Source organism: Pseudovibrio sp. Ad26 (assembly GCF_001623285.1).
Taxonomy (GTDB): Bacteria; Pseudomonadota; Alphaproteobacteria; order Rhizobiales; family Stappiaceae; genus Pseudovibrio; species Pseudovibrio ascidiaceicola.
In genome coordinates this window covers 1-22,421 of record NZ_LMCE01000051.1, presented here as the reverse complement: position 1 = coordinate 22,421, position 22,421 = coordinate 1, and the positions used below count along the sequence as shown (strand labels likewise).

Below are 22,421 nucleotides of genomic sequence, written 5' to 3'. Positions count from 1 at the left end.
GTTTAATCATTGCGCCCTGTGATGATTGGCTGGTCTGGGTCGCCTTCGAGGAAGTCTACGATGACCTCGTGGCCAATGCGGGGGATGGCGATGTGGCCCCAGCTGGCGCCGGCCCAGTTGGAGGAAACGCGGATCCAGCAGGAGGAGGTGTCGTTCTTCTTGCCGTGGCGATCCCATGGGAACCAGACTTTCACCCGGCCATGCTCATCGCAGTAAATCTCTTCACCTTCCGGCCCGGTGACATGAGCGATCTGAGGGCCATCCACCAAGGGCTTTTGCTGTAGTTTGGGCCGGTATGGCAGGCGCGCAGGCATGACCTCAAACCCGGCACTGTAAGTGGTGGAGCCACTGCCAGCTTCCTCAGCCACGGCCTGCGGCTGACTGCCCTGATGCGAGACGGTGAGCAAATGATACTTAATGTTGTAGTCGCCGTTCGGGTGGTCCGTGAGGGCAAACTGATGGCCCACCATCAGGTGAATGGCATTGGTGGCGCCATGACCTGTGGTGGCCTCTACACGAGCTGCCTCCAGCCGGTGTTTTGTGAACGGCTTGCCAACACCGTCTGCCTTGTAACGTCCCGGATATTCATAGAGCGCATAGTCTCCAGCAGAACCGTTGTCCTCACCGCGCTGATGGGTGTGTTGCTGGTTATAAGGTGGGTTCTTGAACGAATAGTCGCGCTGCATGAAGCTGGTGGCGCGCAGCTGCTCGCGCAGGACAAAGCTGTTGCAATAAACGCCTTTGACCGCCCCACCGGCCATGCTGTTATATTCCAGCTTCGGCTGGTCTGGTAGCTCGGACACAATCTGCGGGTTATCAATGAAGTGCAGGGTATGCTGGCCGTTGGCGCCATAGGTGAAGTAGTACCAGATGCCTTCCTCTGCCGTGATGCGATCTAAAAAGCTTAAGTGGCTTTCCCGGTACTGCACGCAGTATTCGCGGGCCTCATGAGGCTCGGTCAGATCCCACTTCACATCCTCTACGCCATGTTCTTTAAGCAGGATCTTGACGATCTCGGGTACGCTCTTCTTCTGAAAGATCCGGCAGTCAGAACCATGGGCGAGCCGATGCAGGCTAGGCAGCAAGGTGAGCGAGTAACTGGTGCGGTGATGGCCTTCATTGCCACGGGCAATTTCGGCAATCACTCCGGAGAGATGACGCAGGCCCTCGTATTTATGATGAATGGTCAGCGTTGCGGGCGTATCCAGCAGGCTATGCAAGTCCAGCGCATTGTCAGGGCTAGCCAGTTCAATCTGGATCTGCGTGAGCCCGTTAAGGCGCTCCGTTGCCGAGAACCCGGTGACCAGCAATCCGGCCTCCGGCTGCGCAGGCGCTGCAAAGGTGAAGGCCAGATCTTGTTGTTGAAAGAGCTGCGGGATTTGGACAATAGCATTCATAACAAACTCACTGGCAAAAGGAAAAACGAAGGACGTGTAAGAATTAGGAGTGATCAGGCGAACTTAGTTGAGGTCTGCCCCCGGCGGCGGATAGGGTTTGGCATGCCATTCATCAGCGGGACATAAAGTGCCTGGACGCGCGTAGGTATGGAAGGATTTTGCCGGCGCGAAGAACTCGTTCTGGCAGAGTTGGTACCCTTCGTCTCGCGCTCTTTGCCCAATTGATTGCGCCCATAGGTTGCCAGCGGTCGCAAAGATCAGGAGCGATCCGAAAATGAGAATGAGATATGTTTTGACAGACCATTGCAGCCGTTGATGGCCCCAGGGCGTGAAGACAAAATGAGCAATGGGGATCGCAACAGATCCAAGAGCCAAAGCCTGGATCCCATGAGCAATTTCAAAGTTATCTTGCCGGAGTTCAATGACTTGCTGCGCATAAAGAAAATCAGAGACCGTACTCCACACCAAAAACACCATCAAAAGATCAAGTGCGGCAGCAAACCCGTGTGCTCTGCGCGGATCCCGGCCAATCCACTGGCCAAATTGAATGGTCTTATCGATGTACCAGTTGATCATCATCACCGCCTGTAGATCTGGTTGTAAAGATCAGGGCCGCCAAAGTGCCAGATGGTCTCGCGTTCCAGATCATAGAAAAACCGATTGCTGCGGCGTTCAAGTTCTTCCACCTTTTGGCGCATGGAAACTTGTGCTTCGTGAATAACTTGTCCGGTTTTTTGAAGGCCGCGCGCAACAGCCTCACCAGTCCAGCGCAGGGCAGCAGACAGTTTTTCTCGCAGGCCAAACATCTTGTCCAGTTGTCCAAGCGCCATGCCAACAGCCATGCCAACGACAATGGCACCAGCCGTAATGGCAAGGGCAGGAATAGCAACTGTCGTGATAGCACCTGCCAGAAGTGCCCCAGCTGCTGCTGCGGCCATACCAGCTCCAATGGCGACAGCCCCGATCGCCACATCGACAATGATGTTGGCAAACAGTTCACTGTAAAGCTGTGTATCGCTCATGATGAACTGCATGATATCCAGAGCCACATAACAGGTGATCATAATCACCGCATTCGCCCGGCCACCTGCCCGAATGGCTTCAGGTCCAATTCCAAAAGCAACAACCTTTGGAGAAGACGACAGATACCGTGTCCCCTTAAGAACCTCGCGCACGGCAGGATAGCCTTTGAAGATGACGTAGGTCTTCCCATTGGCTATCTTTGTGTAATAACGCCCCTTGATGCCGATCTCTTTCAAAAGCTGATGTCCAGACCGGCTGTCCAGCAATGTGCCGGGCAATGTGGCCAGATCTAAAGCACCGCCGGTCATAAGCGCCATGCCTTGATGGGCATCCACGATCGCCTGAGCAAACGCCTCAAGAGAGACCGCTATTGCCTCATCCTGAACCGGATTTACATCATGAGCGGCACTATGTTGCTGCGCCAGTCTCTGCTCCGCCAACGGATAGACCATCAGAATATCTCCTTGTGCGGCTGATCCCCGGGTTTGACCATCAACCGATGGCCGGGAAACTGATCCAGAAAACCCCGGATCTCCAGCTCTTCAGACAGGTCTTCGTGCAGTGCATCTGACGAGCGCTCAGGCCGATCACGACCTTGCAGAACCACATGCGCTGTGCCTGCCGGATCGCACTCTTTGGGTGCAGCTTCTGCAATCGCCTCTACCTTGCGCCGCCGCCACAGCAAGCTGCGAAAGAAGCTGCGCAAGTAGCCGCGCTTTGCTGAGGCTTTGCCAGAGACAGGTTGCATATTCAACTCCGCAGATCAGGCCCAAATCAAAGACTGCCTATCGTTTAACTCGCCCATAGGCAGTGTCCGGGCCAAAGCTGGCCCGGATCTGACTTCCATCCTCAATGAGGATAGAGACTTAAGCTGCAGGCGCGCGCCAGTCGTCGGCACCAGAGGTGCCGGAGACTGTGTGCTCCCACATGATCTTGCGGTAAGACAGTTCAATGGTGATCAGCTGAGTGAAGTCAGCGTTCTTTGGATCCTGACAATGTGGCAGACCACACTCAATGTTGGTGATCAGCGCATCTTCAAAGGAAGTGGTGAAGAAATGCTCCTGCTTGCCGGAAGAGTTGGTGCGGTACCATTTAACTTCACACTTAGGCAGCATCTCACCAGAGACCAGCGCATTATACAGCAGCGGGATGGACTTGTTCATGGAGCAGGTGAACTTGAACGGAGTGTGCACGCGCTGACCAGCTGGCTGGCCGGACTGGATATCACGAGGAATGATGACGGTGTGATCAATGGCCTGCACCATGATCTCGTCTTCATGGCCTTCCTGCCACACGTTACCGACGGAATCTTCAGTAAACGCGCCCTGAGTGATTGGACCCTGAGTTGACCCTTCAATGGTGATATAGGCTGGTGTTGGCATAAGCCGCTCCTTTAAAAAGACATAAATGAAACCCACTCAACGAGGGGCAGCACCAGCAAGCTCCCCTTGCCCGGCACTCGCCCAAACAAAAGCAAATCCTGTACCAGACAGGATAATTCTGAAAGAAAAACAACGCTAAAAACGCCAAGCCGTTGAAAGTTCTAGTGAAATAAAAATTCTAAAGGCGTGCTGCACTTACTATCAAAAGTTGATAAGGACACATAACGCAGCAGAAGATCTGGCCAAAAATGGCCAGATAAAACCGGAGCACTTTAAGAAACCACAGATAACCTATTGAAAAAACACAATTAAAAGACTATCCAAAAACAACCAACCCTAGGCCATTTCTGGCAAGCCCTTGTAATGCAAGAGGTATTTCGAACATCTTTCGCATATGCACCATACAGATCCAGCAATCTGGAGCGGCAATCTTACAGGTTTTCGAATTCCCTTCCTTAGCTCCAGAAAGCACAATCGACAGTATACCTGAATCCGTTTCACCGATTTGTGAGTATGGGGGGAGACAGAAGCATCATCAGTTGAAAGATGCTGCTCAGCGGGTCTGATCCCCTGTTTTCATCAGCCTGCAAGTGCTTTCATGTGCAGCAGCACACGTAATATATTGAAAACAACCGTAAGGCGTGGCTGTGAGAAGAGGTAAGAGATCCACAGAGAATGAATGTTCAGTAATGCTCTTCTTACTCATCTGAGTTCTCGCAGTCCAGCGCACGCATTCTCCGTCGAAGCTGTATGGACAGATCGGTTGATTTGCGTAACTTAACTATGCCATTCAAGCAGCAGAAACATGGAAAGTTCAAGCTCAGACAGAAGGTGATGGGTTCTCTTCGATTTATGACCGAAGGCGCCATTTACCCTACCAAGAGACGGCAAGTCCCGAACAGTCAGCCAGGGTTTGTATTCAGAATACGCTCCGCTCCCTCGCCCATCTTCAATCAGTTTTGCAAACTAGGCATCAGCAAACGCTATGTTCTTACCTACCATGGAAAAACCGCCAGTCTACTGCTCGCAAAGCAAACAGTAGACTGGCGGTTTCAGTAGGCAACTTTCTTACTTGCCGACAAAAGACCGTCAGCGTTTCTAAGTAATTATTCGACCGTAACAGACTTGGCTAGATTCCGTGGCTGATCCACGTCTGTGCCCATGAACACGGCGGTGTGGTAGGAAAGCATCTGCAGCGGCAGGGCGTAGATGAGTGGCGCGACGATTTCAGGGAGTTCTGGCAGAATAATCATCTGGTCAGCAGCAACACCTGCAGCCTCAGCGCCCTTTTCATCCGTAAACAGAGCAATCTCACCGCCACGAGCTGCTACTTCCTGCATATTGGAAACAGTCTTCTCGTAAACGCCATCAAACGGCGCCACAACCAGTACTGGCATATTCTCATCAATCAGTGCAATTGGGCCATGCTTCAGCTCACCTGCTGCATAGCCTTCTGCATGAATGTAAGAAAGCTCCTTCAGCTTCAGCGCACCTTCCAGTGCCAATGGGAAGCTCGTCCCACGACCAAGGAACAACGCATGATGCTTCTTGGACATCCATGGTGCCAGCTTCTCAATCTCTGGCTCTAGCTTCAAAGCCTGCATCGCATGTGCTGGAAGCTCGGAAAGAGCACCAACCAGCTCTTTTTCCTGAGCTTCAGTCAAGCTTCCACGCTGACGACCAGCAAGTACGGCAAGGCTGGCAAGCACTGCCAGCTGACACGTGAAGGCTTTCGTAGACGCGACGCCAATTTCAGGTCCTGCAAAGATCGGAAATACCAGATCAGATTCACGTGCAATCGTGCTCTCTGGCACGTTAACCACCGCACCGATGGTCATGCCCTGCTCTTTACAATAGCGCAGCGATGCCAGAGTATCTGCTGTCTCACCGGACTGGGAAATGAACAGCGCCAGATCACCTTCGCCCAGAGGCATTTCGCGATAACGGAATTCCGAAGCGATATCGATATCTACCGGAAGGCGAGCATACTTCTCAAACCAGTACTTCGCAGTGAGACCAGCGTAATACGCAGTACCGCACGCAGAAATCACCAATCGATTGATCTTGGAGAAGTCAAAATCATTGCCCTCAGGCAGGGTCACTTTACCTTCATTAAACTTCAGGTACTGGGAAATCGCGTGCCCCAGAACCTCTGGCTGCTCGTGGATTTCTTTTGCCATGAAGTGACGGTAGTTGCCCTTGTCCATCATGGTTGAGCTGACGCTGGAGGTCTGAACCACACGCTCAACAACAGAGTTGTTCTCGTCAAAGATCTGCGCCCCAGCGCGTGTCAAAACAACCCAGTCGCCCTCTTCAAGGTAGCTGATGCGGTCAGTAAACGGAGACAGTGCAATTGCGTCAGATCCGAGGAACATTTCGCCCTCACCATATCCAACAGCAAGTGGCGAGCCACGACGTGCGCCAATCATCAGATCATCCTGATCGGCAAACAAGATCGCAAGAGAAAATGCACCTTTCAGACGACCAAGAACGGCAGCAACAGCATCCTGCGGAGCTTTACCGCTTTTAACTTCGAGCGAAATCAGGTGAGCTACAACTTCAGAATCCGTTTCAGTGGAAAGTTTCACACCTGCACCGCGCACCTCTTCGCGCAACTCAAGGAAGTTCTCGATGATACCATTGTGGACGACCATGACGCCATCAGAGGCGTGTGGATGCGCATTCTCAACAGTCGGAGCACCATGCGTAGCCCAACGGGTATGGCCAATGCCGCTCACACCGCCAAGAGGGTTGCCTTCCAGCACAGCTTCCAGATTGCGCAGTTTCCCTTTCGCACGGCGGCGAACCAACGCACCATCTTGGACAGTTGCAATACCAGCAGAGTCATATCCGCGATACTCAAGCCGTTTCAGCGCATCTACCAGCAATGGTGCAACAGGTGTCTGCCCCAAAATTCCGACAATACCGCACATATATGTTCTCCTTGAATTCCCACCTCGCAACTGATGCGAGCATCAACTTTAGGCCAAGTCTTTAGCCCGATGCTCCTATGCGAGGGAAATCAATCCGTGTTTCGTTTCGTTACAGCTTGAGGATAATTGAGCAAGCGCACCGCTAGCCTCAGCAGTGTGCACTAATATTACTCAGTCCTTTCTTGAAGCTTTAGCCGCAGCAAGCTTTTCACGCATTGCAGCGGCACGACCTTCTTTATTGACCTGCTGGCCTCGGCCAATCGCCAGTGCGTCCGCTGGCACATCAAAGGTCACTACAGACCCAGCAGCAACAAAAGCGCCGTCACCCAACTTCACAGGCGCAACAAGTACGCTGTCTGAGCCAACAAAACTGCCTGCACCGATATCTGTGTGATGCTTCAGATAACCATCATAGTTGCAGGTGATTGTACCCGCTCCGATATTGGATTTCGCACCAATGCGTGCATCACCAATGTAGGAAAGATGATTGACTTTGGCACCAGCCTCGATCGTTGCGTTCTTGATCTCAACAAAGTTGCCGATGTGAGCCCCCTCGCCAATCTCAGCGCCAGGACGCAGACGAGCATAGGGCCCCACAGTCGCATCAACACTCACATGCGCATTCTCCAGATGGGAGAACGCGCGGACGCGGGCTCCACCGTCAACATGCACGCCCGGACCAAACACCACGTTTGGCTCCACAATCACATCCGGTTCAATCTCAGTATCAAATGAGAAATAGACCGTCTCTGGTGCACGCAATGTCACACCGTTTTCCATGAAAGTTTCGCGCTGCACTTGCTGGAAGACAGCTTCACAGGATGCAAGTTGGGCCCGGTTATTGATACCCTGAACTTCCTTCTCATCAGCAAGTTCAGAAACAACCTTCATCCCTTTGCTACGCGCCACCTCGACAGCATCGGTCAGATAGTACTCGCCCTTCGCATTGTCGTTTTTGATTTCCGCAATCAAATCAGGCAGAGCCTTGCCCTTGAACGCCATGATACCCGCATTGCAAAGAGTGACTCTGCGTTCTTCATCTGTTGCTTCTTTTTCTTCACGGATCGCAACAAGTTCGCCATCACTCTCAAGCAAACGACCATAACCAAATGGATCGTCAGCCTCAAAGCCAAGCACGACAACATCCGCACCGCCAGACAAACGCGCTCGTAGACGATGCAGCGTATCAGCCTTCACAAGCGGAGTATCTCCGAAAAGAACGAGAACATGATCAGAGGCATCTTTATAAGCTTCCTCGGCGGCCTTGACAGCATGTGCAGTACCCAGTCGGTCCACCTGAACGTGACACGTTGCGCCAGGAACGCGCAGGGCAACATGCTCCTCCAGCTTCGCCATCTCAGGACCGACCACAACGGCGACATTGTCAGCGCCAGCATGCATAACGGAGTTGAGGACGTGCCCCACAAGCGGCAGTCCACCGATCTCATGCATCACCTTTGGCAGGGCCGAACGCATACGCGTTCCTAATCCAGCAGCCAGAACAATTGCCAAACAAGAACTATTGGACATGCAAACCCCTTGGGAGACTTAGAATTAAAAACTGACAGGCAAATTGCACGAGTGCTTTGACATTTCAAAGGACATCCCCGTGCTTTCACCAAGAAAATCAAAACACCCATTAGAAGTAGCAGATAGTGTTTAATGCATCTTTTTCAGATTGCATTTGCACTTTGTTAACCATAAAAAACCAAGGTAATACATATAGTTAGGATTAGATTCGAATACGGGGCGACTGGAAGCTTTGAGACTTCCTCATAAAATCAACGAGTTACGACAGAAACCGGAAGTCCTGCGAGAACGTATTACCGTTCTTGCATGGGGTATTGCTGCGCTCTCGTTTGTCGCCCTCGCCGCCTCCGCAGTTCAGATGCCCGGCAAATTCGCCTCCCAACAGGCACTTTATTCGCAAATCACGCTCCCTCTCCCGGCTCCCGGCCCGGTTGCCACAACCGCCTCTATTGGCAGTCAAACAGCGCAAAACGCCTTTCAGGTGTATAGCGATGCACCCAGAAACGAATCACAACAGGGCCTGCAAAACTCAAAAGAGCTGCGCATTGTAAGGGAAGAAATTATATCTCTGCGCCGTTCCGTGCTGCGCCTTACCGAGCAAAATCGCAGACTATCTAGCCATGTAAACGCGTTTGATGAAGCAACCGCCCAAGAAACATCAAAAGCGGAAACCACCTCGGCTCCAGCCAAAATCTCAGTCAAGCCGAAGCAAGAGCCGACCACACCAATAGAAACCCTGCCAGCACCTGAACTCTTACAAATTTCAGCACCAACCGCCACAGCAAGCCCGCTGCCAGACATCAAACTCTCTGAAGTTGGTACACTTACCACCATCGCCTTGCCAACAACCACCGATCCAGAGACTGTTGCATCCATTACCGAAAATGCAGTGCCTCTCAATATGCCAGAGTTTCAAAAAACCCCGGCAGCAGGCAAACTTCGCCAATCAGGCTCCCGCAGAATTCTGCGCACATCCTTTGCGATTGAACTAGGTAATTTCGAAGACACAAACCTGCTGGAGAGCAAGTGGCTAAAGCTAAAAGACAGTAACCCGCTGCTGCTTGGTGATCTGAAGACGCGCATCTCTGCTGCAAAAGTAGACGGCGCTACAAAGTATACGCTGACAGCTGGCCCGTTTTACAATGCAGCAGACACCGCTGTTGTGTGCGCAAGACTGGCGCGAGAAAAAGTCAATTGCATGCCTACCATTTTCCAATAAATTGCTCTCATCTTTTTGCACCTGAGCATTGGGGCATTCATCAGCAATGATGTAAGGGCATCCCTATGCGTGACAGGTCTTTTCGGAATACCATGCGTGTCTAATTCATCAACGAGCTCAAATTGGGCCTCAACCTACGCCCTGTTGTTTCTCATGCCCATTTTCATGAGCTCCAACATCATAATTGCCAAACCTGCCATTGCTCATACCGAGCCATGGACCCTTGCATTTTTTAGATGGGGTCTTGCCTCGCTTATTCTTTTGCCGTTCACATATCGTGAGCTGAAAGCCAACATGCCGCTGATCCGGAAAAACCTGAAGCTTCTTAGCTTCATGGCCTTCCTCGCAATGTGGATCTGCGGAGCTATTGTCTATTTGGCACTGAAAGAAACCTCCGCTACCAATGGAACATTGATCTATTCAGCAGCCCCAGCTCTTATTTTGGCGCTTGAATGGCTCTTCCGCGGACGAGCCGTCGCAACAAGAGAGCTTGCAGGTATCTCGCTTGCTATCATTGGTGTCTTTGTGATTGTGACCAAAGGCTCGCTCGGCAATCTACTCAGCTTGCAACTTAACAGCGGTGACTTGTTGTTTGCCCTGTGCACGCTGAGCTGGGCAATTTACTCCGTACTCATCAAGAAAAGCCAATTACAGGCAATCTCAACGGCACCTCTGTTTGCGATCCTCGCCATTCTCGGAACCATCATCCTAGCGCCATTCGCAATCGCTGAGATGGCAATCACAGCTTCCGTACCGAATACAGGCGAAGTCTGGATGTCTATCGCAGGTGTCGCGCTAATCGCTTCTGTGGCCTCTTTCCTGACCTACCAGTTCAGTATCCGTCTGGTTGGCCCATCGATTGCTGGCATGTTCATGTATCTGATGACGCCATATGGTGTTGGCATGGCAGTGCTGTTTCTGGGAGAGCAGCTCCAGATGTTCCATTATTTGGGCTTCATCCCAATCATGGCAGGGCTTCTGCTGGCAACCTTGCCCGCAAGCTTATTCCGGCGAAAAGCCAGCGCTTAGTATCTAAAGCAGCACTCCAAACACAAAAAAGCAGGCCTGAAGCCTGCTTTTTTCATATCAAAATCTGGAGCTGCCATTAGCCGATCTGCGAAAAGACCGGGAATGTTTCGAGCAACCAGAATGAAAGCGCTTGAATATACCCGGTTAAGAAGCCAACACCGGTGAGCACAAGAAATGCCCCCATAACCTTCTCAACCATACCCATGTGCTTACGAAAGCGCGCCATGAAGCCCATAAACGGCCCTGCAAACATCGCAGCAATCATGAACGGCACACCAATACCCAGCGCATAGGCCGCAAGCAGAATAACGCCCTGGTTAACTGAAGCCTGGGTACCTGCAATCAAGAGAATACTCGCCAGAACTGGACCAATACACGGCGTCCAGCCAAAACCAAAGGCAAGCCCCATCAGATAAGCACCACCAAATCCACCTGGCTGACGGTCAATCTGCACACGCGCCTCGCGGTAAAGGAACCCAATTTTAAAGGCGCCAAGGAAATGCAGCCCCATGACAATGATCATGCCGCCAGCGAGATAAGCAAGGTACTGAGAATACTGCAGAACAAACTGGCCAAGGAACGACGCACTTGCGCCAAGCAACACAAACACTGTTGAGAAGCCAGCGACGAAACACATCGCGGCTATCATCACCCGGTTGCTCTGTACGGCGCTCTTTTCCTCGCTCGTCACTTCTTCAATGGACAAGCCAGCAATATACCCAAGATATGGCGGCACCAGCGGCAAAACGCAGGGAGAAACAAAAGACAAAATGCCTGCGAAAAAAGCGCCCCAAAGGGTGATGTCTTGCAACATATAGCTATCCTAATTCCACTTGGAATGCATCTATAGGACCTGACGCTTGCACGCGCGGGAGCGTGACATCATCATAGTCTATCAATAGATCACCAAGGCTTATATATACAATTTTGCTGAAAGTTGGATGTGTTTCGTCAAACAGGCAAGAAAATCTGCGACACATTTTGGTGAACGGTAGGCAGGAACCACTACCTACCGTCGACCGCAAATATCAACTGTAACCTTTAGTTGTCACGAACAACCAGCACAGACTGGTTGGCATGGCGCACAACACGCGCCGCATTCGGTCCAAGCAAGAAGTCCTTTAGCTCAGGACGATGCGAAGACAGAACAATCAGATCAGTGCCCAGCTTATCCGCCGCGCTTGTGATCTCTTCGTAAATTGTTCCGTGGGCGATATGCCCTTTCACATCCAGCTCCTCATCAGGAAGCTGCGTATCAAGAAACTCTTCAAGAGCCTCACGCGTACGCTCCAAAGCCTCAGTTTCAAACTCGCGAGCGAAGTAACCACCAACGATAGATTTGCCAAAGTCTGGCAGAACCGTCACCACATGAAGCTGTGCTTTGTAATGACGAGCCAGATCAACAGCCACGGGAAGCGCAGTTTTCCAGCTGCTTTCTTCGTTCAAATCCAAAGGCAGCAAGATATTGGAGTACATTTCCCAACTCCTCAAAAATTATAGTTTTATGGCACAGCCCGCTTAAAAAGCGGGCTGTGTTTGGCGTCGACGTTGAAGTGCAACAACCAGCAAAAGCAGAAGCAAAGCCGGAATATAGAACAACTGTTTTGGCAGTCGTTCTGCATCCACCTGAGAGCTTACAATCACAACCGGAACATCTCCGTAAAAGTCAAAGCCCTGCAGTTTCTCAGCAAATGTCGTGCCTGGGAATGGTTCATCAAGCACCACAGCTCCATCATCCTGCATGGTAACCAGGCCAGATGCGTCAAGTCGTGCGTCAGCCCCCTGCTCATCACCAATAGATAGAGGCAATGTCAGTGTCAGGATTTTATCCATGTCATCAAAATCCGGACCTGCGAGGTTAAGACGCACCATATCACCCGGCTGCGCATCACCAACCATCTCCATGATCTGCGGACCTGTGGCAGTTACGTACGGATCCTGCACCTGGTCGAGCCAGAAGCCCGGGCGGAACAGTGTAAACGCAATGAGAAGCAGCGTTACGGATTCCCACAGACGGGAGCGCGCAAAGAAGTACCCTTGCGTTGCCGCAGCAAACAACATCATCGCCACAACCGAGACGATAAAGACAAAGACAGCCTGAAGTGGCTCAACATCAATCAGCAGAAGATCTGTGTTGAAGATAAACAGGAACGGGAGGGCTGCAGTACGCAAAGAGTAGATAAAGCCCTGAACACCGGTCTTGATCGGATCACCACGACTGATCGCAGCTGCCGCAAAGGCGGCTAGCCCCACCGGAGGCGTCACATCGGCCATAATGCCGAAGTAGAAGACGAAGAAGTGAACTGCGATCAGTGGAACGATAAATCCGGTCTGTTCACCAAGGTCCACAACAACCAGCGCCATCAGAGAGGACACAACAAGGTAGTTCGCTGTGGTTGGTAGTCCCATACCAAGGATCAAACTCATCACCGCAACCAGCACCAGCATCAGCAACAGGTTACCGCCAGACAGGAATTCAACCAATGCAGCAATCATCTGGTGCATACCGGTCAAAGACACAGTCCCCACGATGATACCCGCAGCAGCTGTTGCGACTGCAATGCCGATCATGTTGCGAGCACCGCCGATCATGCCTTCAACGAAGTCCACAATACCCTGCCATGTACGGCCGGCCTGAGATTCTTTACGGAAGAACGCTTTCAGCTGATGCTGGGTCACAACGATGAAGGTCATCGCCATAGTCGCGTAAAACGCAGACAAGGACGGTGAGAACCGCTCGACGAGAATACACCAGATCAGAACAACAATCGGCAGGATGAAGTAGTAACCGGTACGGCCAACATCACCAGCAGCAGGCAACTCACTCACCGGCGCATTAGGATCGTCCACCTCAAGGTCTGGAACCTGCGCGGCGATGTACACCAACCACAAATAGCCAGCAGCAAACAACGCAAGCACAACAGGGAACGTGAGCGCCGGGAATGCAGTCTTCGTCCAGCCCAGACCGTAATACACGGCAGCACCCACAAGTGTGATACCGATAAAGCCTGTCAGAACACCAATCAAGCGCTGCAAAATGGTTACATGAACCGGAGGCTTAGGCAGACCTTTCAGGTTCATCTTCAACGCTTCAAGGTGCACGATGTACACCAGTGCGATGTAAGAAATCACAGCTGGAATGAAGGCGTGAATGACAACCTGATGATAACTGGTGCCAGTGAATTCAGCGATCAGGAAGGCTGCAGCCCCCATCACAGGCGGCATCAGCTGACCATTCACAGAGGAAGCCACCTCAACAGCACCCGCCTTTTCAGCAGGAAAGCCGGTCCGCTTCATCAAAGGAATGGTGAACGTACCAGTGGTCACAACATTCGCAATGGAAGAACCAGAGTAAAGACCACTCATCGCAGAGGCAAGAACCGCCGCTTTTGCAGGACCACCACGCAAATGCCCAAGAAGCGCAAACGCGGCCTTGATAAAGTAGTTACCCGCGCCAGCTTTCTCCAGCAGCGAACCAAACAGCACAAACAGGAAGATCATGGACGCCGAAACGCCAACAGCAACGCCAAAGACGCCCTCCTCCTGAATCCAGTAATGCCACATGGCTTTACCATAGGAGGCACCACGCCATTGAATGACGTCTGGCAGCCAAGGAGAGTTGCCAAACATTGCGTAGCCAACAAAAACCGCAGCAACAATAACGAGAGGCAGACCAAGGCTCCGGTAAACCGCAATCGCAAGCACAGTCAGGCCAGTGGTGGCCACAATCAGATCCATCTGAGTTGGAAGACCGGCGCGATTAGCGATCTCAGAGCGCATAATCACAAGGTAGAGACAAGCCGCAGCGCCTAAAAATGCGAGCACCCAATCATACCACGGTATGGTATGTCGTGGGCTGCGGGAAAACAGAGGGTATGCAAAAGCAGCAAGCACCAGGCCAAATGCCAAGTGAATGTTTCTAACTGCAGAATTGTTGAAAATGAGATTGATGCCAAAGGTATCATTCAACCAAAATGGAACGTTCGAGGCCACATAAAGCTGAAAGACGGACCAGATAAAGGCAATGGCAGCAATCATCACGCCTAGCCCACCGGCCAGGCTTCGTGCGCCGGTATCTGCCTGAGCGACCAATTCTTGCGCATCAACTTGCGCTTTGTGTCGTTCTGGACTCATTTGCACCCCCAAATACAGTTCCCCCTTTGCCTTAGCTGTAAAGGCAGAGCAAGAAACCTACTAAATCTCATAGAAAGCCAAAAAATGCGGGGCCAGAACAGCCCCGCATCGTAGAAAACTTGGGTAGATTACATCCAACCACGTTCTTTGTAGTACTTCACTGCACCGTCATGCAGAGGAGCTGTCAAGGAAGCCTTGATCATCTCTTCTTCTTTCAGGTTTTTGAATGCAGGGTGCAGTTTTTTGAAGTCGTCGAAGTTTTCGAAGACAGATTTAACAATGACGTAAACAACATCATTAGGCACTGCTGCGGAAGAAACGAAGGTTGCGCCAACACCAAAGGTGTTGATGTCTTCTGCGTTGTTGTACATGCCTGCTGGGATAGTTGCTTTACGGTAGAAGGAGTATTTGTCGACCAGATCGTCGATCGCTTTACCTTCAACGTTTACAAGCTGCGCATCACAGGTGCTTACAGTTTCCTGAGTAGATGCAGATGGGTGACCAACCAGCCAGTAGTAAGCATCGATTTTGCCGTCACAAAGCGCAGAACCAGCTTCCGCAGATTTCAGCTCAGTTGCCAGAGCGAGATCAGCCTTGTTCACGATACCTTCTTTTTCAAGAAGCTGCCATGTTGCATACTGACCGGAACCTGCGTTGCCGATGTTGACTTTCTTACCCTTAAGGTCGGTGTAGTTGTTTACGCCGGAACCTTTAGAAGCAAGCATTGTCACTGGCTCAGGATGCACGGAGAATACGGAGCGCAACTCACCGAAAGGCTTGCCTTCCCACTGGGAGCGACCTTCGTATGCATTCGCCTGAACGTCAGACTGAGCAACACCGAACTCCAACTCACCATTCTGGATGGTGTTGATGTTGTAAACAGAGCCACCAGTAGATTCTACAGAACAACGGATGCCGTGCTCTTTACGGGTCTTGTTTACAAGACGACAGATCGCACCACCGGTTGGGTAGTAAACACCGGTAACACCGCCGGTGCCGATGGATACAAAACGATTTTCTGCCGAAGCTCCAGTTGCAACGCTAACCGCAATCAGCGCAGCTCCAACTGCAACATTGCTAAGTTTCATACGAACCTCCACTTAAGTTGTAATTGCGCGATCCCGTTACTCACGGTATCGCGAATAGGAAATCTTGGCATTTTAACCATCAGACACGCCTATTTCCCACTGGCACAGAATGAAAGATGCCAAAAGCGGTGAAATACGTACACATCTATTGCTTGGATTACCAGTAAACTCTCAAGGCTGCTGGTAACAACCAAGCTGCATATCTATTCACCTAACAAACTGATTCAAATATATATTTTTAGATATATGAGCATTTCGCACACGCGAAAGCCCCACAGATATTTCACGAAAAACTGCCAAAAATCAGGTGACACACCAGCAAAATGCCGATTGCTTCCACAAAATAGTATACTAAGGTATTACAGATTTTGTGAAGTATCACGCCACATTTTGAGCAACACCTCTACGTTATTTCACCTAGAGAACTAATAATACCCCAAAAACCAAGGGATGAATGAAATGATTGCAGCGGTCTCCCATCTTAGAGCAGATCATAGCCCCAAGCGCATTTTGTGCACCGCACCCTACACTCTGCCGATGAGGAACGAGCCCCTTGTTAAACAAGAAAGCGAAATCCAACGTCATTTCACTACTCACATTTACACTGAGCTGATTTCAGTAATTTCATCGCTTAGACAACATAAGAGCGGTAAATAAGCGCAAAAAACGCTCCGTGTGGAAAATCGAAAAAACCGCTTGCGCTAAGCCCCTGCAATCCTTAGAAGACCCCTCACAGGCAGCGACCTAACGGTCCCGCCCAAGAGCCCGTAGCTCAGCTGGTAGAGCAACTGACTTTTAATCAGTAGGTCCACGGTTCGAACCCGTGCGGGCTCACCATTTAACCTCATGGTATATAAAGAGGTTTAGCAAAGCTCCCTTCTGGGAGCTTTTTGCATTTAGGCGTTTTGTAAGCACTGTGTAAGCAAATGACGGTGTTTCAGGAACCGTTTTTGACCTCAAAACCCTCTCATTTCCTCTTATAATTTAGCTTTGGAAAAGCTGTGAATGTCGTCATAGTTGTCAGCAAACGAGCAAGCCACTTGGGTTGACAGATTGCAGAGTTGAAAACGAGCTGTCACAAGTCGTCAGAGCTTCAAGGCAAGCCTACCAAACCGAGCACCTGTCAAGCCTAGATATCATTAGACTAAAGCCCATTTTTGTCGCCTTCTTGTAATCAGGGGGGTCGCGGGTTCGATCCCTGCTGCCGGCACCACTCTTCTCCTTGATTTATCAAGAGAATTTCAAAGTCTCCTTCGGGAGGCTTTTTGCAATTCTATCCTTCGTCAGCATATTGAAAGAAAGATTTCGCTCCTGCTAGAGCGTGTCGCTTTTAATCAATTTCATATTCAGCTGTTATGAAGAAGTTGTAGCACTCTTGATCGGTAAATAGATCACACATGCCCAACGGCCTGCCATAACTCATCATAGGTACGGACAGCGGTTTTACGCAGGAGCTCTTTGTATCCTGCTGGTCGACTTTGGTTTCTTTATGGGTGTCAGCTGCAGCGGCTACTATGTTTGGACGAAGCGGCCAGCGAGTGCCAGACAGCGGGAAGACATGATCGCTCGTATTGGCATCTAGAGCCTGTTGCTATGTATTTGATTCAGGTTTTCCATGATGGTCGATCTGTGATTCCTTCTCTTCATTGCAGATTTTGAGGTTTGAGATGGGCAGGTCACATCCAATGGCGCTTCGCGAACGAGTTATAGCGTTCGTAGAAGAAGGGCATTCACATCGGGCAGCAGCGGCTCGGTTCAGGGTTTCAGTTAGATTTGTGAACGACATGGTGATCTTAAAGCGCGAAACAGGCGGCCTTGAGCCTCGAGCGCAAGGCAATGGCGGCGGCTATGGCAAGCTTGCCAGTCTTCGGGGCTGGATCGAAACGCGGATGGCAACAAAGCCGGACTTGACCCTGAATGATCTGGTGTTGGAATTGGCGGAGCAGCACAACGTCACGGTCCACCGCGTCTCTGTCTGGCGCGTTTTGCGCAGCCTTGGCCTGACACACAAAAAAAGATCTCCAAGCTGCAGAGCAGAAGCGGCCTGACGTTTGGCAGGCGCGCCATATCTGGATCTCACGACGCCAACCTTTCATGCGTAGCCTGTTGTCACGCATAGGATTTATCGATGAGACCTCGCTGAAGACCAACATGGCCAAGACTACCGGCTGGTCTGCAAAAGGCTCACGCCTGATTGATCATGCTCCCTTCGGCCACTGGAAAACACAGACATTCATTGCCGCTCTGCGGCATGATCGGCTGGATGCTCCCTGGGTCATTGAGGGAGCGATGAACGGGCCATTGTTTGACCTTTACGTCGAAACCCAGTTGGCGCCGAGCCTGCAAAAGGGCGATGTGATCATCCTCGACAATTTGTCATCACACAAAAGCCCGACCGCAGCTGCGACAATGAAGGCTGTCGGCGCGTGGTTTTTGTTCCTTCCGCCCTATAGCCCGGATTTGAATCCCATCGAGATGGCCTTCGCAAAATAAAAGGCTCTGATCCGCAGAGCCGCTGCACGCACATACGATGAGCTGTGGCAGGCGGTAGGCCATGTTTCCAATCTCTTTACCGAACAGGAATGCTACAACTTCTTTAAGGCAGCTGGATATGACCCCGATTAAACGCAACATGCTCTAGAGCATCCTCAGCAGAGCCAGGAAATTCATAGGAAACTTTTCCTTTTAACCTGTACCAGTAGGCTTTCATCCATACCTATATTCCATCTGCACGACGTGCTTCTAAACCCACAATCTTTCCTGCTAGATGTGTTCTCTGAAGAGGTTGTTCATCGCGTTTAGATTCTTGATGTTGGTTTCACCAGCTGAGACCAGAGCATCAATTCGGAGGCGGTTTCCTCAGGGAAATGATTTGAAGCGAAAGAAACGCCTTCTTCTGTCACAGCCGGTGCTAAGACGGAGAGCAAGTCCTCACCCCGGCCGATAACTTGAGGGCCTTCGATTAGATCTCCTTCACCATTTGCAAACACTTCCAACGCCTAAAAGTTCATTACTGCGACAGCGCCGCTATCAGTTACTGTTAAATAACTGATATACCCATTCAGCAAGCTCAGCGGGAGAATCAGTTTCCTTCCGAAAACACTCTTTACCTCTATCCTTCGCGACAATAGCCATTTTCCCGTCTGGTGAGATTTCAAGGTAAGGGCCTCCAAATTCGTCTACTTCAGTTCTTAATGGGAAGCTCTCATATGGGTTCCCTTTCGCCTTTGCATATTTAAAGAAGCATTCTGCTATATCTTTCTTGTTCATTAAGAACTCCGTTATCTTATCGGTGAGATGAAGCCTTAGTGTAAAAGTTCGTCGATACTCATAGGCAGCTGATATTGTATTCCACCACCTGTTTTCCCAAACCAAGAAGCCGCACGACCAGAGTTGACCTGTGGAATAGGCTTTAATACTTCATATTGTCTATATGGCGAATTTTTAGTCGAGTCTGGCAAAGACCGCTGATCAAAGGGAACATCTCTAGGTGCAACAAACGTCCCTCGATCACTGAAGTTTCCCTTTTCATCAAAGCGCCCGCCATAACGGTCAAATGTTTGTCCTGATTGTAACTCTTGGATTTTTGGTGGTCCGTCGAAACCATAGTTCGGAGGCCAATCTACCTCACCATTTGGCTTTACCCAGCGAGGATCGATACCCAATTTCTCAGCACTAGCTAACTGAGAACTAGTTGGGTGAGTAACCGGTGTTCTATTTACAGTTTTATACCCATCAACAGTGCGGCGAAGACGGAGAAGATCTACAACATTCGTTGATACACCTTTGACGAGGTTAATGGTGCCTTTTGTCCCGCTGACCACTTCCAGAGCCGCCACGAGTGTATAACCGCTGGCACCTGCAATATCACCGGCGTCAAGGCGCGTTTTGAAGGGGGCTGTCGCTATGCCAGAATATCAGCCGCCAGAAGAAAGAGAATAACTCCACCCTTTTCATTCATAAATAGCAGCGGCTTGCAACAACTTGTAAAGATCGGCCCACGTAACATAACGATCAGATGGCTCATCAAACAAACTGTTGCGCCCCTCAAAAGCCTCAAGCCAAGCCTGCATGGCTTCAATAAATGCAACAGTTCGAATGTTCTCCTCTGGAAACGTGGGATCTTCCAACAAGAAACTCAACGCCTTACAAAAATCTTGCGTTGATTCAATTTTGACATCTCGGTTATTGTCCTCGGACCGCAATATCCTGCCCTCCGTTTATCGTAGAAAATTTAAACCGCGCATCTCTCGCAATTTCGGCTGCTGTCGCTGGAACTGTTGGGACATCCACACCGGCTTGCCGATAGGCATAAAGTCGGCGGTTATCCAAAGAAAATAATTGCCCGTTCGCTTCGAAAGTTCGAATGGGCGGCAAAGAACTTGGATCAACTGAACCGTTCCTCAAACCTATGATTAGATCATCGACTGAACGTCCATCGCTAAACTTCGCACCAATACTGTTCTGGGTAAACCTGACCGAACTAGGGTTCAATGCGCCTGAAGTGTTCGTTACTGACGCGTTGTCTCTGAGGTATCTCTCCCAATCAGGCAGACCTTGCGCATTCTTTCTAATCGGCAACGATGAACCATCAGCGCCTCTCACCCACCCAGCGATATCATCGGGGACATTCGAGCCGACACCTTTGCTACCGGTATCGACACCTGACCATGGTGACCTCCTATTTATAGCATTGCTGTCACCAGCAGTACGTCGAAGACGAAGGATGTCAACAACATTCGTTGATGCACCTTTGACGAGGTTAATGGTGCCTTTTGTCCCGCTAACCAATTCCAGAGCCGCTACTAGTGCATAACCGCTGGCACCTGCAATATCACCGGCATCAAGGCGCGTCTTGAAGGGCTCCCACATGGCTTCTGGTAACAGGCTCGGATCATCTACGATCGCAGCTACTGCCTGACGTAACTGGTCTGGATCAGTTACAATTGTGTGCGCAAGACTATGCATTCCATAGACTGCGTCAGCACCTGCTTCACCAATGCCAGTTATCATGCGCATGACAGCGCCATTATTCTCGACGAAATAGCTGCGCAACACAACTTCAGCAGCTTGTCGAAGTTCTGGATCAGCCGACAAAATGCCCAGCATTTTGTTCATCTGCGTGTATTCAGCCTGCAACCCGGCAGCAGCTTCAGGTCCTAGTGCATCAAGATAATCTTGCTGGGTTTCATAGAGAGATGGTGGTTCACTATGATAGCTGAAGGTTGCATGGGTCAGATCTTCAAAGGCAGACTTACATGCTGTCCCATGAATATCGGCACCGCATACATCTATCAGGTGCTGGTCGCGCTGCTGATCCAGTGCGTCAAGCTCTGCAACTCTTTGACAAGCAGCCTGATCTCCAGCCTGACAATCACCGCGTGCTTGTTCCCGCTCCTGCGCTTCTGCATGATAGAGATAGTTATTCGCAATGCCAGAGGTGGCAATATCATCACCTGTCGTGACATTCTGCGCTTCTCCACCAGAGAAGACATACCCAGCGAGCGCACCAAGAACACCTGCCGTTTGAACGGTATTATCGCGCCATTTTTTATATGCGCTCTCAAACGCGGCATCAGAATTGTAGTTGTCGCGTGACGGCTGGGAATCCTGTACAACCCTCGAATATATACTCTGCGTCACAGCCGCAGCAGCGCCTGAGGCACAGCTTGCACCGGTGGCTTCAGCAGCGGCACAGCCGGTAAGGCCATGCAGAAGCATATGGGAGAATGACCCTTCCCAGTTATCTATACCTTCCCCGAGTTCACCGATCTCAAATTGAACATCAGCCATGGCCAGGTTAACGACTGTCCGGACCATCGAGAGGCCGAATTGTGAGGTGAAGTCGGTTCCGTAGACGGCAGATGACAAGCCGTTGGAGATGATGTTGTCCAATGCTCCATCGAGAATGTTCGCTATGCTGAGATTGCCATTACCGAGATCGCCAAGCAGGCTGTTAAACAGCTCTAGATTAGTCTCCGACGTGATTCCCAAAATATCGATATTGATGCCTGAGGTCAGGCCTGCGGTAACGCCTGAAAAGGCTGCATCAGCCAGAATGTCGCCTATGTCAAAGTCCCCGGACACCGCCCCATCAAGGCTTTCTACTATGACGGTGGCTGTGAAGGCCTCAAGACCGGTGCCAAGGGCACTCATGAACGTCCCAGTGGCCGATGCAAGACCAGGGAAGGCCGCACCTACAATTGCCGGAGCAACAAAAGCTCCAACCGCAATAGACACTAGCGCCTTAAAGGCGGGCGAGAGTGCGACTTGCTCGTCGTAGAAATATTCATTGGCCAGCTGCTCTTGCAAAAGCTGAAGACCAGCAATCGCCAGTAACTCTTCAGGATAGAGCTCCTCAGCGGTTTGCGCATCAACGCCTGCAACTTCATAGAGCGTGAGGCTCGCGTCGCCGCCGATGTCAAAGTTCAACGCCTGACCGGCGAGCAATTGAGTGAGAACAGCCGTTTCCACATAGCTGTTTTCTGTGATGGTGGTCATGAGGACCAAGCCCATCACGTGCTCAAAGAACTCTTCACGGTGGCTATTAATGGCAGCCTGTCCGTCGTCGAATGAAGTTAGACAGAATTAGCTTCTGAATAGCGGCGTGTTTGGCCCGGTTTGCATGTTGATGTTAAGCGGCTTGCGCGTGGTAACGCAAGCGGCGATTTTGAAGAGTTCTGCGT

Annotated in this window: 19 protein-coding genes and 1 tRNA gene; 5 read left to right on the top strand and 15 right to left on the bottom strand. The window is 50.8% G+C overall.

Annotated features, from left to right (window positions below; all coding sequences use genetic code 11):
• Nucleotides 1–2: 2 nt before the first annotated feature.
• From tssI to glmU, 7 genes are all read right to left on the bottom strand, one after another.
• Nucleotides 3–1,397 carry a type VI secretion system tip protein TssI/VgrG gene (gene tssI / locus PsAD26_RS12605; RefSeq protein WP_208985666.1) on the bottom strand — a complete coding sequence of 465 codons (1,395 nt, stop codon included), beginning with the start codon at nt 1,395–1,397 and terminating at the stop codon, nt 3–5.
• Between the two features lie 63 nt (nt 1,398–1,460).
• On the bottom strand, nt 1,461–1,976 hold the full coding sequence (locus tag PsAD26_RS12600; protein ID WP_063310720.1) for a hypothetical protein: 516 nt from the start codon (nt 1,974–1,976) through the stop codon (nt 1,461–1,463).
• Nucleotides 1,976–2,872 carry a hypothetical protein gene (locus PsAD26_RS12595; protein WP_063310719.1) on the bottom strand — a complete coding sequence of 299 codons (897 nt, stop codon included), beginning with the start codon at nt 2,870–2,872 and terminating at the stop codon, nt 1,976–1,978. Before PsAD26_RS12595 ends, PsAD26_RS12600 begins: the two co-directional genes overlap by 1 nt.
• A complete protein-coding gene (locus tag PsAD26_RS12590) occupies nt 2,872–3,168 on the bottom strand; it encodes a hypothetical protein (protein ID WP_063310718.1) in 297 nt (98 codons plus the stop codon). The genes PsAD26_RS12595 and PsAD26_RS12590 overlap by 1 nt, the downstream gene beginning before the upstream one ends.
• A 118-nt stretch (nt 3,169–3,286) precedes the next feature.
• On the bottom strand, nt 3,287–3,802 hold the full coding sequence (locus PsAD26_RS12585; protein WP_057465969.1) for an Hcp family type VI secretion system effector: 516 nt from the start codon (nt 3,800–3,802) through the stop codon (nt 3,287–3,289).
• Nucleotides 3,803–4,908: 1,106 nt separating this feature from the next.
• Entirely contained in the window at nt 4,909–6,735 is a 1,827-nt protein-coding gene (glmS, locus tag PsAD26_RS12575; RefSeq protein WP_063310716.1) for a glutamine--fructose-6-phosphate transaminase (isomerizing), read from the bottom strand.
• Between the two features lie 171 nt (nt 6,736–6,906).
• The gene (gene glmU / locus PsAD26_RS12570) at nt 6,907–8,265 is read right to left on the bottom strand and encodes a bifunctional UDP-N-acetylglucosamine diphosphorylase/glucosamine-1-phosphate N-acetyltransferase GlmU (protein ID WP_063310715.1); all 1,359 of its coding nucleotides are present in this window, start codon (nt 8,263–8,265) and stop codon (nt 6,907–6,909) included.
• A gap of 232 nt (nt 8,266–8,497) precedes the next feature.
• On the opposite strand from glmU, the gene PsAD26_RS12565 reads away from it, so the two are divergent.
• Together PsAD26_RS12565 and PsAD26_RS12560 are read left to right on the top strand one after the other, a co-directional pair.
• Nucleotides 8,498–9,484 carry a hypothetical protein gene (locus tag PsAD26_RS12565; RefSeq protein ID WP_208985665.1) on the top strand — a complete coding sequence of 329 codons (987 nt, stop codon included), beginning with the start codon at nt 8,498–8,500 and terminating at the stop codon, nt 9,482–9,484.
• Nucleotides 9,485–9,580: 96 nt separating this feature from the next.
• The gene (locus PsAD26_RS12560; RefSeq protein WP_208985664.1) at nt 9,581–10,513 is read left to right on the top strand and encodes a DMT family transporter; all 933 of its coding nucleotides are present in this window, start codon (nt 9,581–9,583) and stop codon (nt 10,511–10,513) included.
• Between the two features lie 76 nt (nt 10,514–10,589).
• Here the strand turns inward: PsAD26_RS12560 and PsAD26_RS12555 are convergent, their stop codons facing one another.
• The 4 genes from PsAD26_RS12555 to PsAD26_RS12540 form a co-directional block, all read right to left on the bottom strand.
• The gene (locus tag PsAD26_RS12555) at nt 10,590–11,327 is read right to left on the bottom strand and encodes a cytochrome c biogenesis CcdA family protein (RefSeq protein WP_063310713.1); all 738 of its coding nucleotides are present in this window, start codon (nt 11,325–11,327) and stop codon (nt 10,590–10,592) included.
• Nucleotides 11,328–11,554: 227 nt separating this feature from the next.
• On the bottom strand, nt 11,555–11,989 hold the full coding sequence (locus PsAD26_RS12550; protein ID WP_057462369.1) for a universal stress protein: 435 nt from the start codon (nt 11,987–11,989) through the stop codon (nt 11,555–11,557).
• Between the two features lie 42 nt (nt 11,990–12,031).
• The gene (locus tag PsAD26_RS12545) at nt 12,032–14,647 is read right to left on the bottom strand and encodes a TRAP transporter permease (protein WP_063310712.1); all 2,616 of its coding nucleotides are present in this window, start codon (nt 14,645–14,647) and stop codon (nt 12,032–12,034) included.
• A 128-nt stretch (nt 14,648–14,775) separates the two neighbouring features.
• A complete protein-coding gene (locus tag PsAD26_RS12540) occupies nt 14,776–15,735 on the bottom strand; it encodes a TAXI family TRAP transporter solute-binding subunit (protein ID WP_063302262.1) in 960 nt (319 codons plus the stop codon).
• Between the two features lie 761 nt (nt 15,736–16,496).
• On the opposite strand from PsAD26_RS12540, the gene PsAD26_RS12535 reads away from it, so the two are divergent.
• The 3 genes from PsAD26_RS12535 (at nt 16,497) to PsAD26_RS30175 (ending at nt 18,228) form a co-directional block, all read left to right on the top strand.
• A tRNA-Lys gene (locus PsAD26_RS12535) sits at nt 16,497–16,572 on the top strand.
• A gap of 830 nt (nt 16,573–17,402) precedes the next feature.
• A complete protein-coding gene (locus tag PsAD26_RS30180; RefSeq protein ID WP_063310711.1) occupies nt 17,403–17,783 on the top strand; it encodes a hypothetical protein in 381 nt (126 codons plus the stop codon).
• Nucleotides 17,784–17,886: 103 nt separating this feature from the next.
• Complete coding sequence (locus tag PsAD26_RS30175; RefSeq protein ID WP_244278211.1) at nt 17,887–18,228, top strand: transposase; 342 nt, start codon at nt 17,887–17,889, stop codon at nt 18,226–18,228.
• Nucleotides 18,229–18,765: 537 nt separating this feature from the next.
• Here the strand turns inward: PsAD26_RS30175 and PsAD26_RS12515 are convergent.
• The 4 genes from PsAD26_RS12515 to PsAD26_RS12500 all read right to left on the bottom strand — a co-directional run bounded on the left by PsAD26_RS12515 (nt 18,766) and on the right by PsAD26_RS12500 (nt 22,251).
• Nucleotides 18,766–19,005, bottom strand: a complete 240-nt coding sequence (locus PsAD26_RS12515; protein ID WP_063310709.1) for a hypothetical protein — start codon at nt 19,003–19,005, stop codon at nt 18,766–18,768.
• Nucleotides 19,006–19,040: 35 nt separating this feature from the next.
• Nucleotides 19,041–19,574 carry a TNT domain-containing protein gene (locus PsAD26_RS29355; RefSeq protein ID WP_206600007.1) on the bottom strand — a complete coding sequence of 178 codons (534 nt, stop codon included), beginning with the start codon at nt 19,572–19,574 and terminating at the stop codon, nt 19,041–19,043.
• A 114-nt stretch (nt 19,575–19,688) separates the two neighbouring features.
• Complete coding sequence (locus tag PsAD26_RS12505; protein ID WP_193758286.1) at nt 19,689–19,865, bottom strand: hypothetical protein; 177 nt, start codon at nt 19,863–19,865, stop codon at nt 19,689–19,691.
• Between the two features lie 55 nt (nt 19,866–19,920).
• Nucleotides 19,921–22,251, bottom strand: coding sequence for a DUF6862 domain-containing protein (locus tag PsAD26_RS12500; protein ID WP_063310706.1), 2,331 nt, complete (start codon nt 22,249–22,251; stop codon nt 19,921–19,923).
• Nucleotides 22,252–22,421 lie beyond the last annotated feature (170 nt).

Excerpts from the sequence above, each read along its gene's own strand:
- tssI (WP_208985666.1), bottom strand. The coding sequence starts at position 1,397 with ATGAATGCTATTGTCCAAATCCCGCAGCTCTTTCAACAACAAGATCTG.
- PsAD26_RS12600 (WP_063310720.1), bottom strand. The coding sequence starts at position 1,976 with ATGATGATCAACTGGTACATCGATAAGACCATTCAATTTGGCCAGTGG.
- PsAD26_RS12595 (WP_063310719.1), bottom strand. The coding sequence starts at position 2,872 with ATGGTCTATCCGTTGGCGGAGCAGAGACTGGCGCAGCAACATAGTGCC.
- PsAD26_RS12590 (WP_063310718.1), bottom strand. The coding sequence starts at position 3,168 with ATGCAACCTGTCTCTGGCAAAGCCTCAGCAAAGCGCGGCTACTTGCGC.
- PsAD26_RS12585 (WP_057465969.1), bottom strand. The coding sequence starts at position 3,802 with ATGCCAACACCAGCCTATATCACCATTGAAGGGTCAACTCAGGGTCCA.
- glmS (WP_063310716.1), bottom strand. The coding sequence starts at position 6,735 with ATGTGCGGTATTGTCGGAATTTTGGGGCAGACACCTGTTGCACCATTG.
- glmU (WP_063310715.1), bottom strand. The coding sequence starts at position 8,265 with ATGTCCAATAGTTCTTGTTTGGCAATTGTTCTGGCTGCTGGATTAGGA.
- PsAD26_RS12555 (WP_063310713.1), bottom strand. The coding sequence starts at position 11,327 with ATGTTGCAAGACATCACCCTTTGGGGCGCTTTTTTCGCAGGCATTTTG.
- PsAD26_RS12550 (WP_057462369.1), bottom strand. The coding sequence starts at position 11,989 with ATGTACTCCAATATCTTGCTGCCTTTGGATTTGAACGAAGAAAGCAGC.
- PsAD26_RS12545 (WP_063310712.1), bottom strand. The coding sequence starts at position 14,647 with ATGAGTCCAGAACGACACAAAGCGCAAGTTGATGCGCAAGAATTGGTC.
- PsAD26_RS12540 (WP_063302262.1), bottom strand. The coding sequence starts at position 15,735 with ATGAAACTTAGCAATGTTGCAGTTGGAGCTGCGCTGATTGCGGTTAGC.
- PsAD26_RS30180 (WP_063310711.1), top strand. The coding sequence starts at position 17,403 with ATGGGCAGGTCACATCCAATGGCGCTTCGCGAACGAGTTATAGCGTTC.
- PsAD26_RS30175 (WP_244278211.1), top strand. The coding sequence starts at position 17,887 with ATGGCCAAGACTACCGGCTGGTCTGCAAAAGGCTCACGCCTGATTGAT.
- PsAD26_RS12515 (WP_063310709.1), bottom strand. The coding sequence starts at position 19,005 with ATGAACAAGAAAGATATAGCAGAATGCTTCTTTAAATATGCAAAGGCG.
- PsAD26_RS12500 (WP_063310706.1), bottom strand. The coding sequence starts at position 22,251 with ATGGGCTTGGTCCTCATGACCACCATCACAGAAAACAGCTATGTGGAA.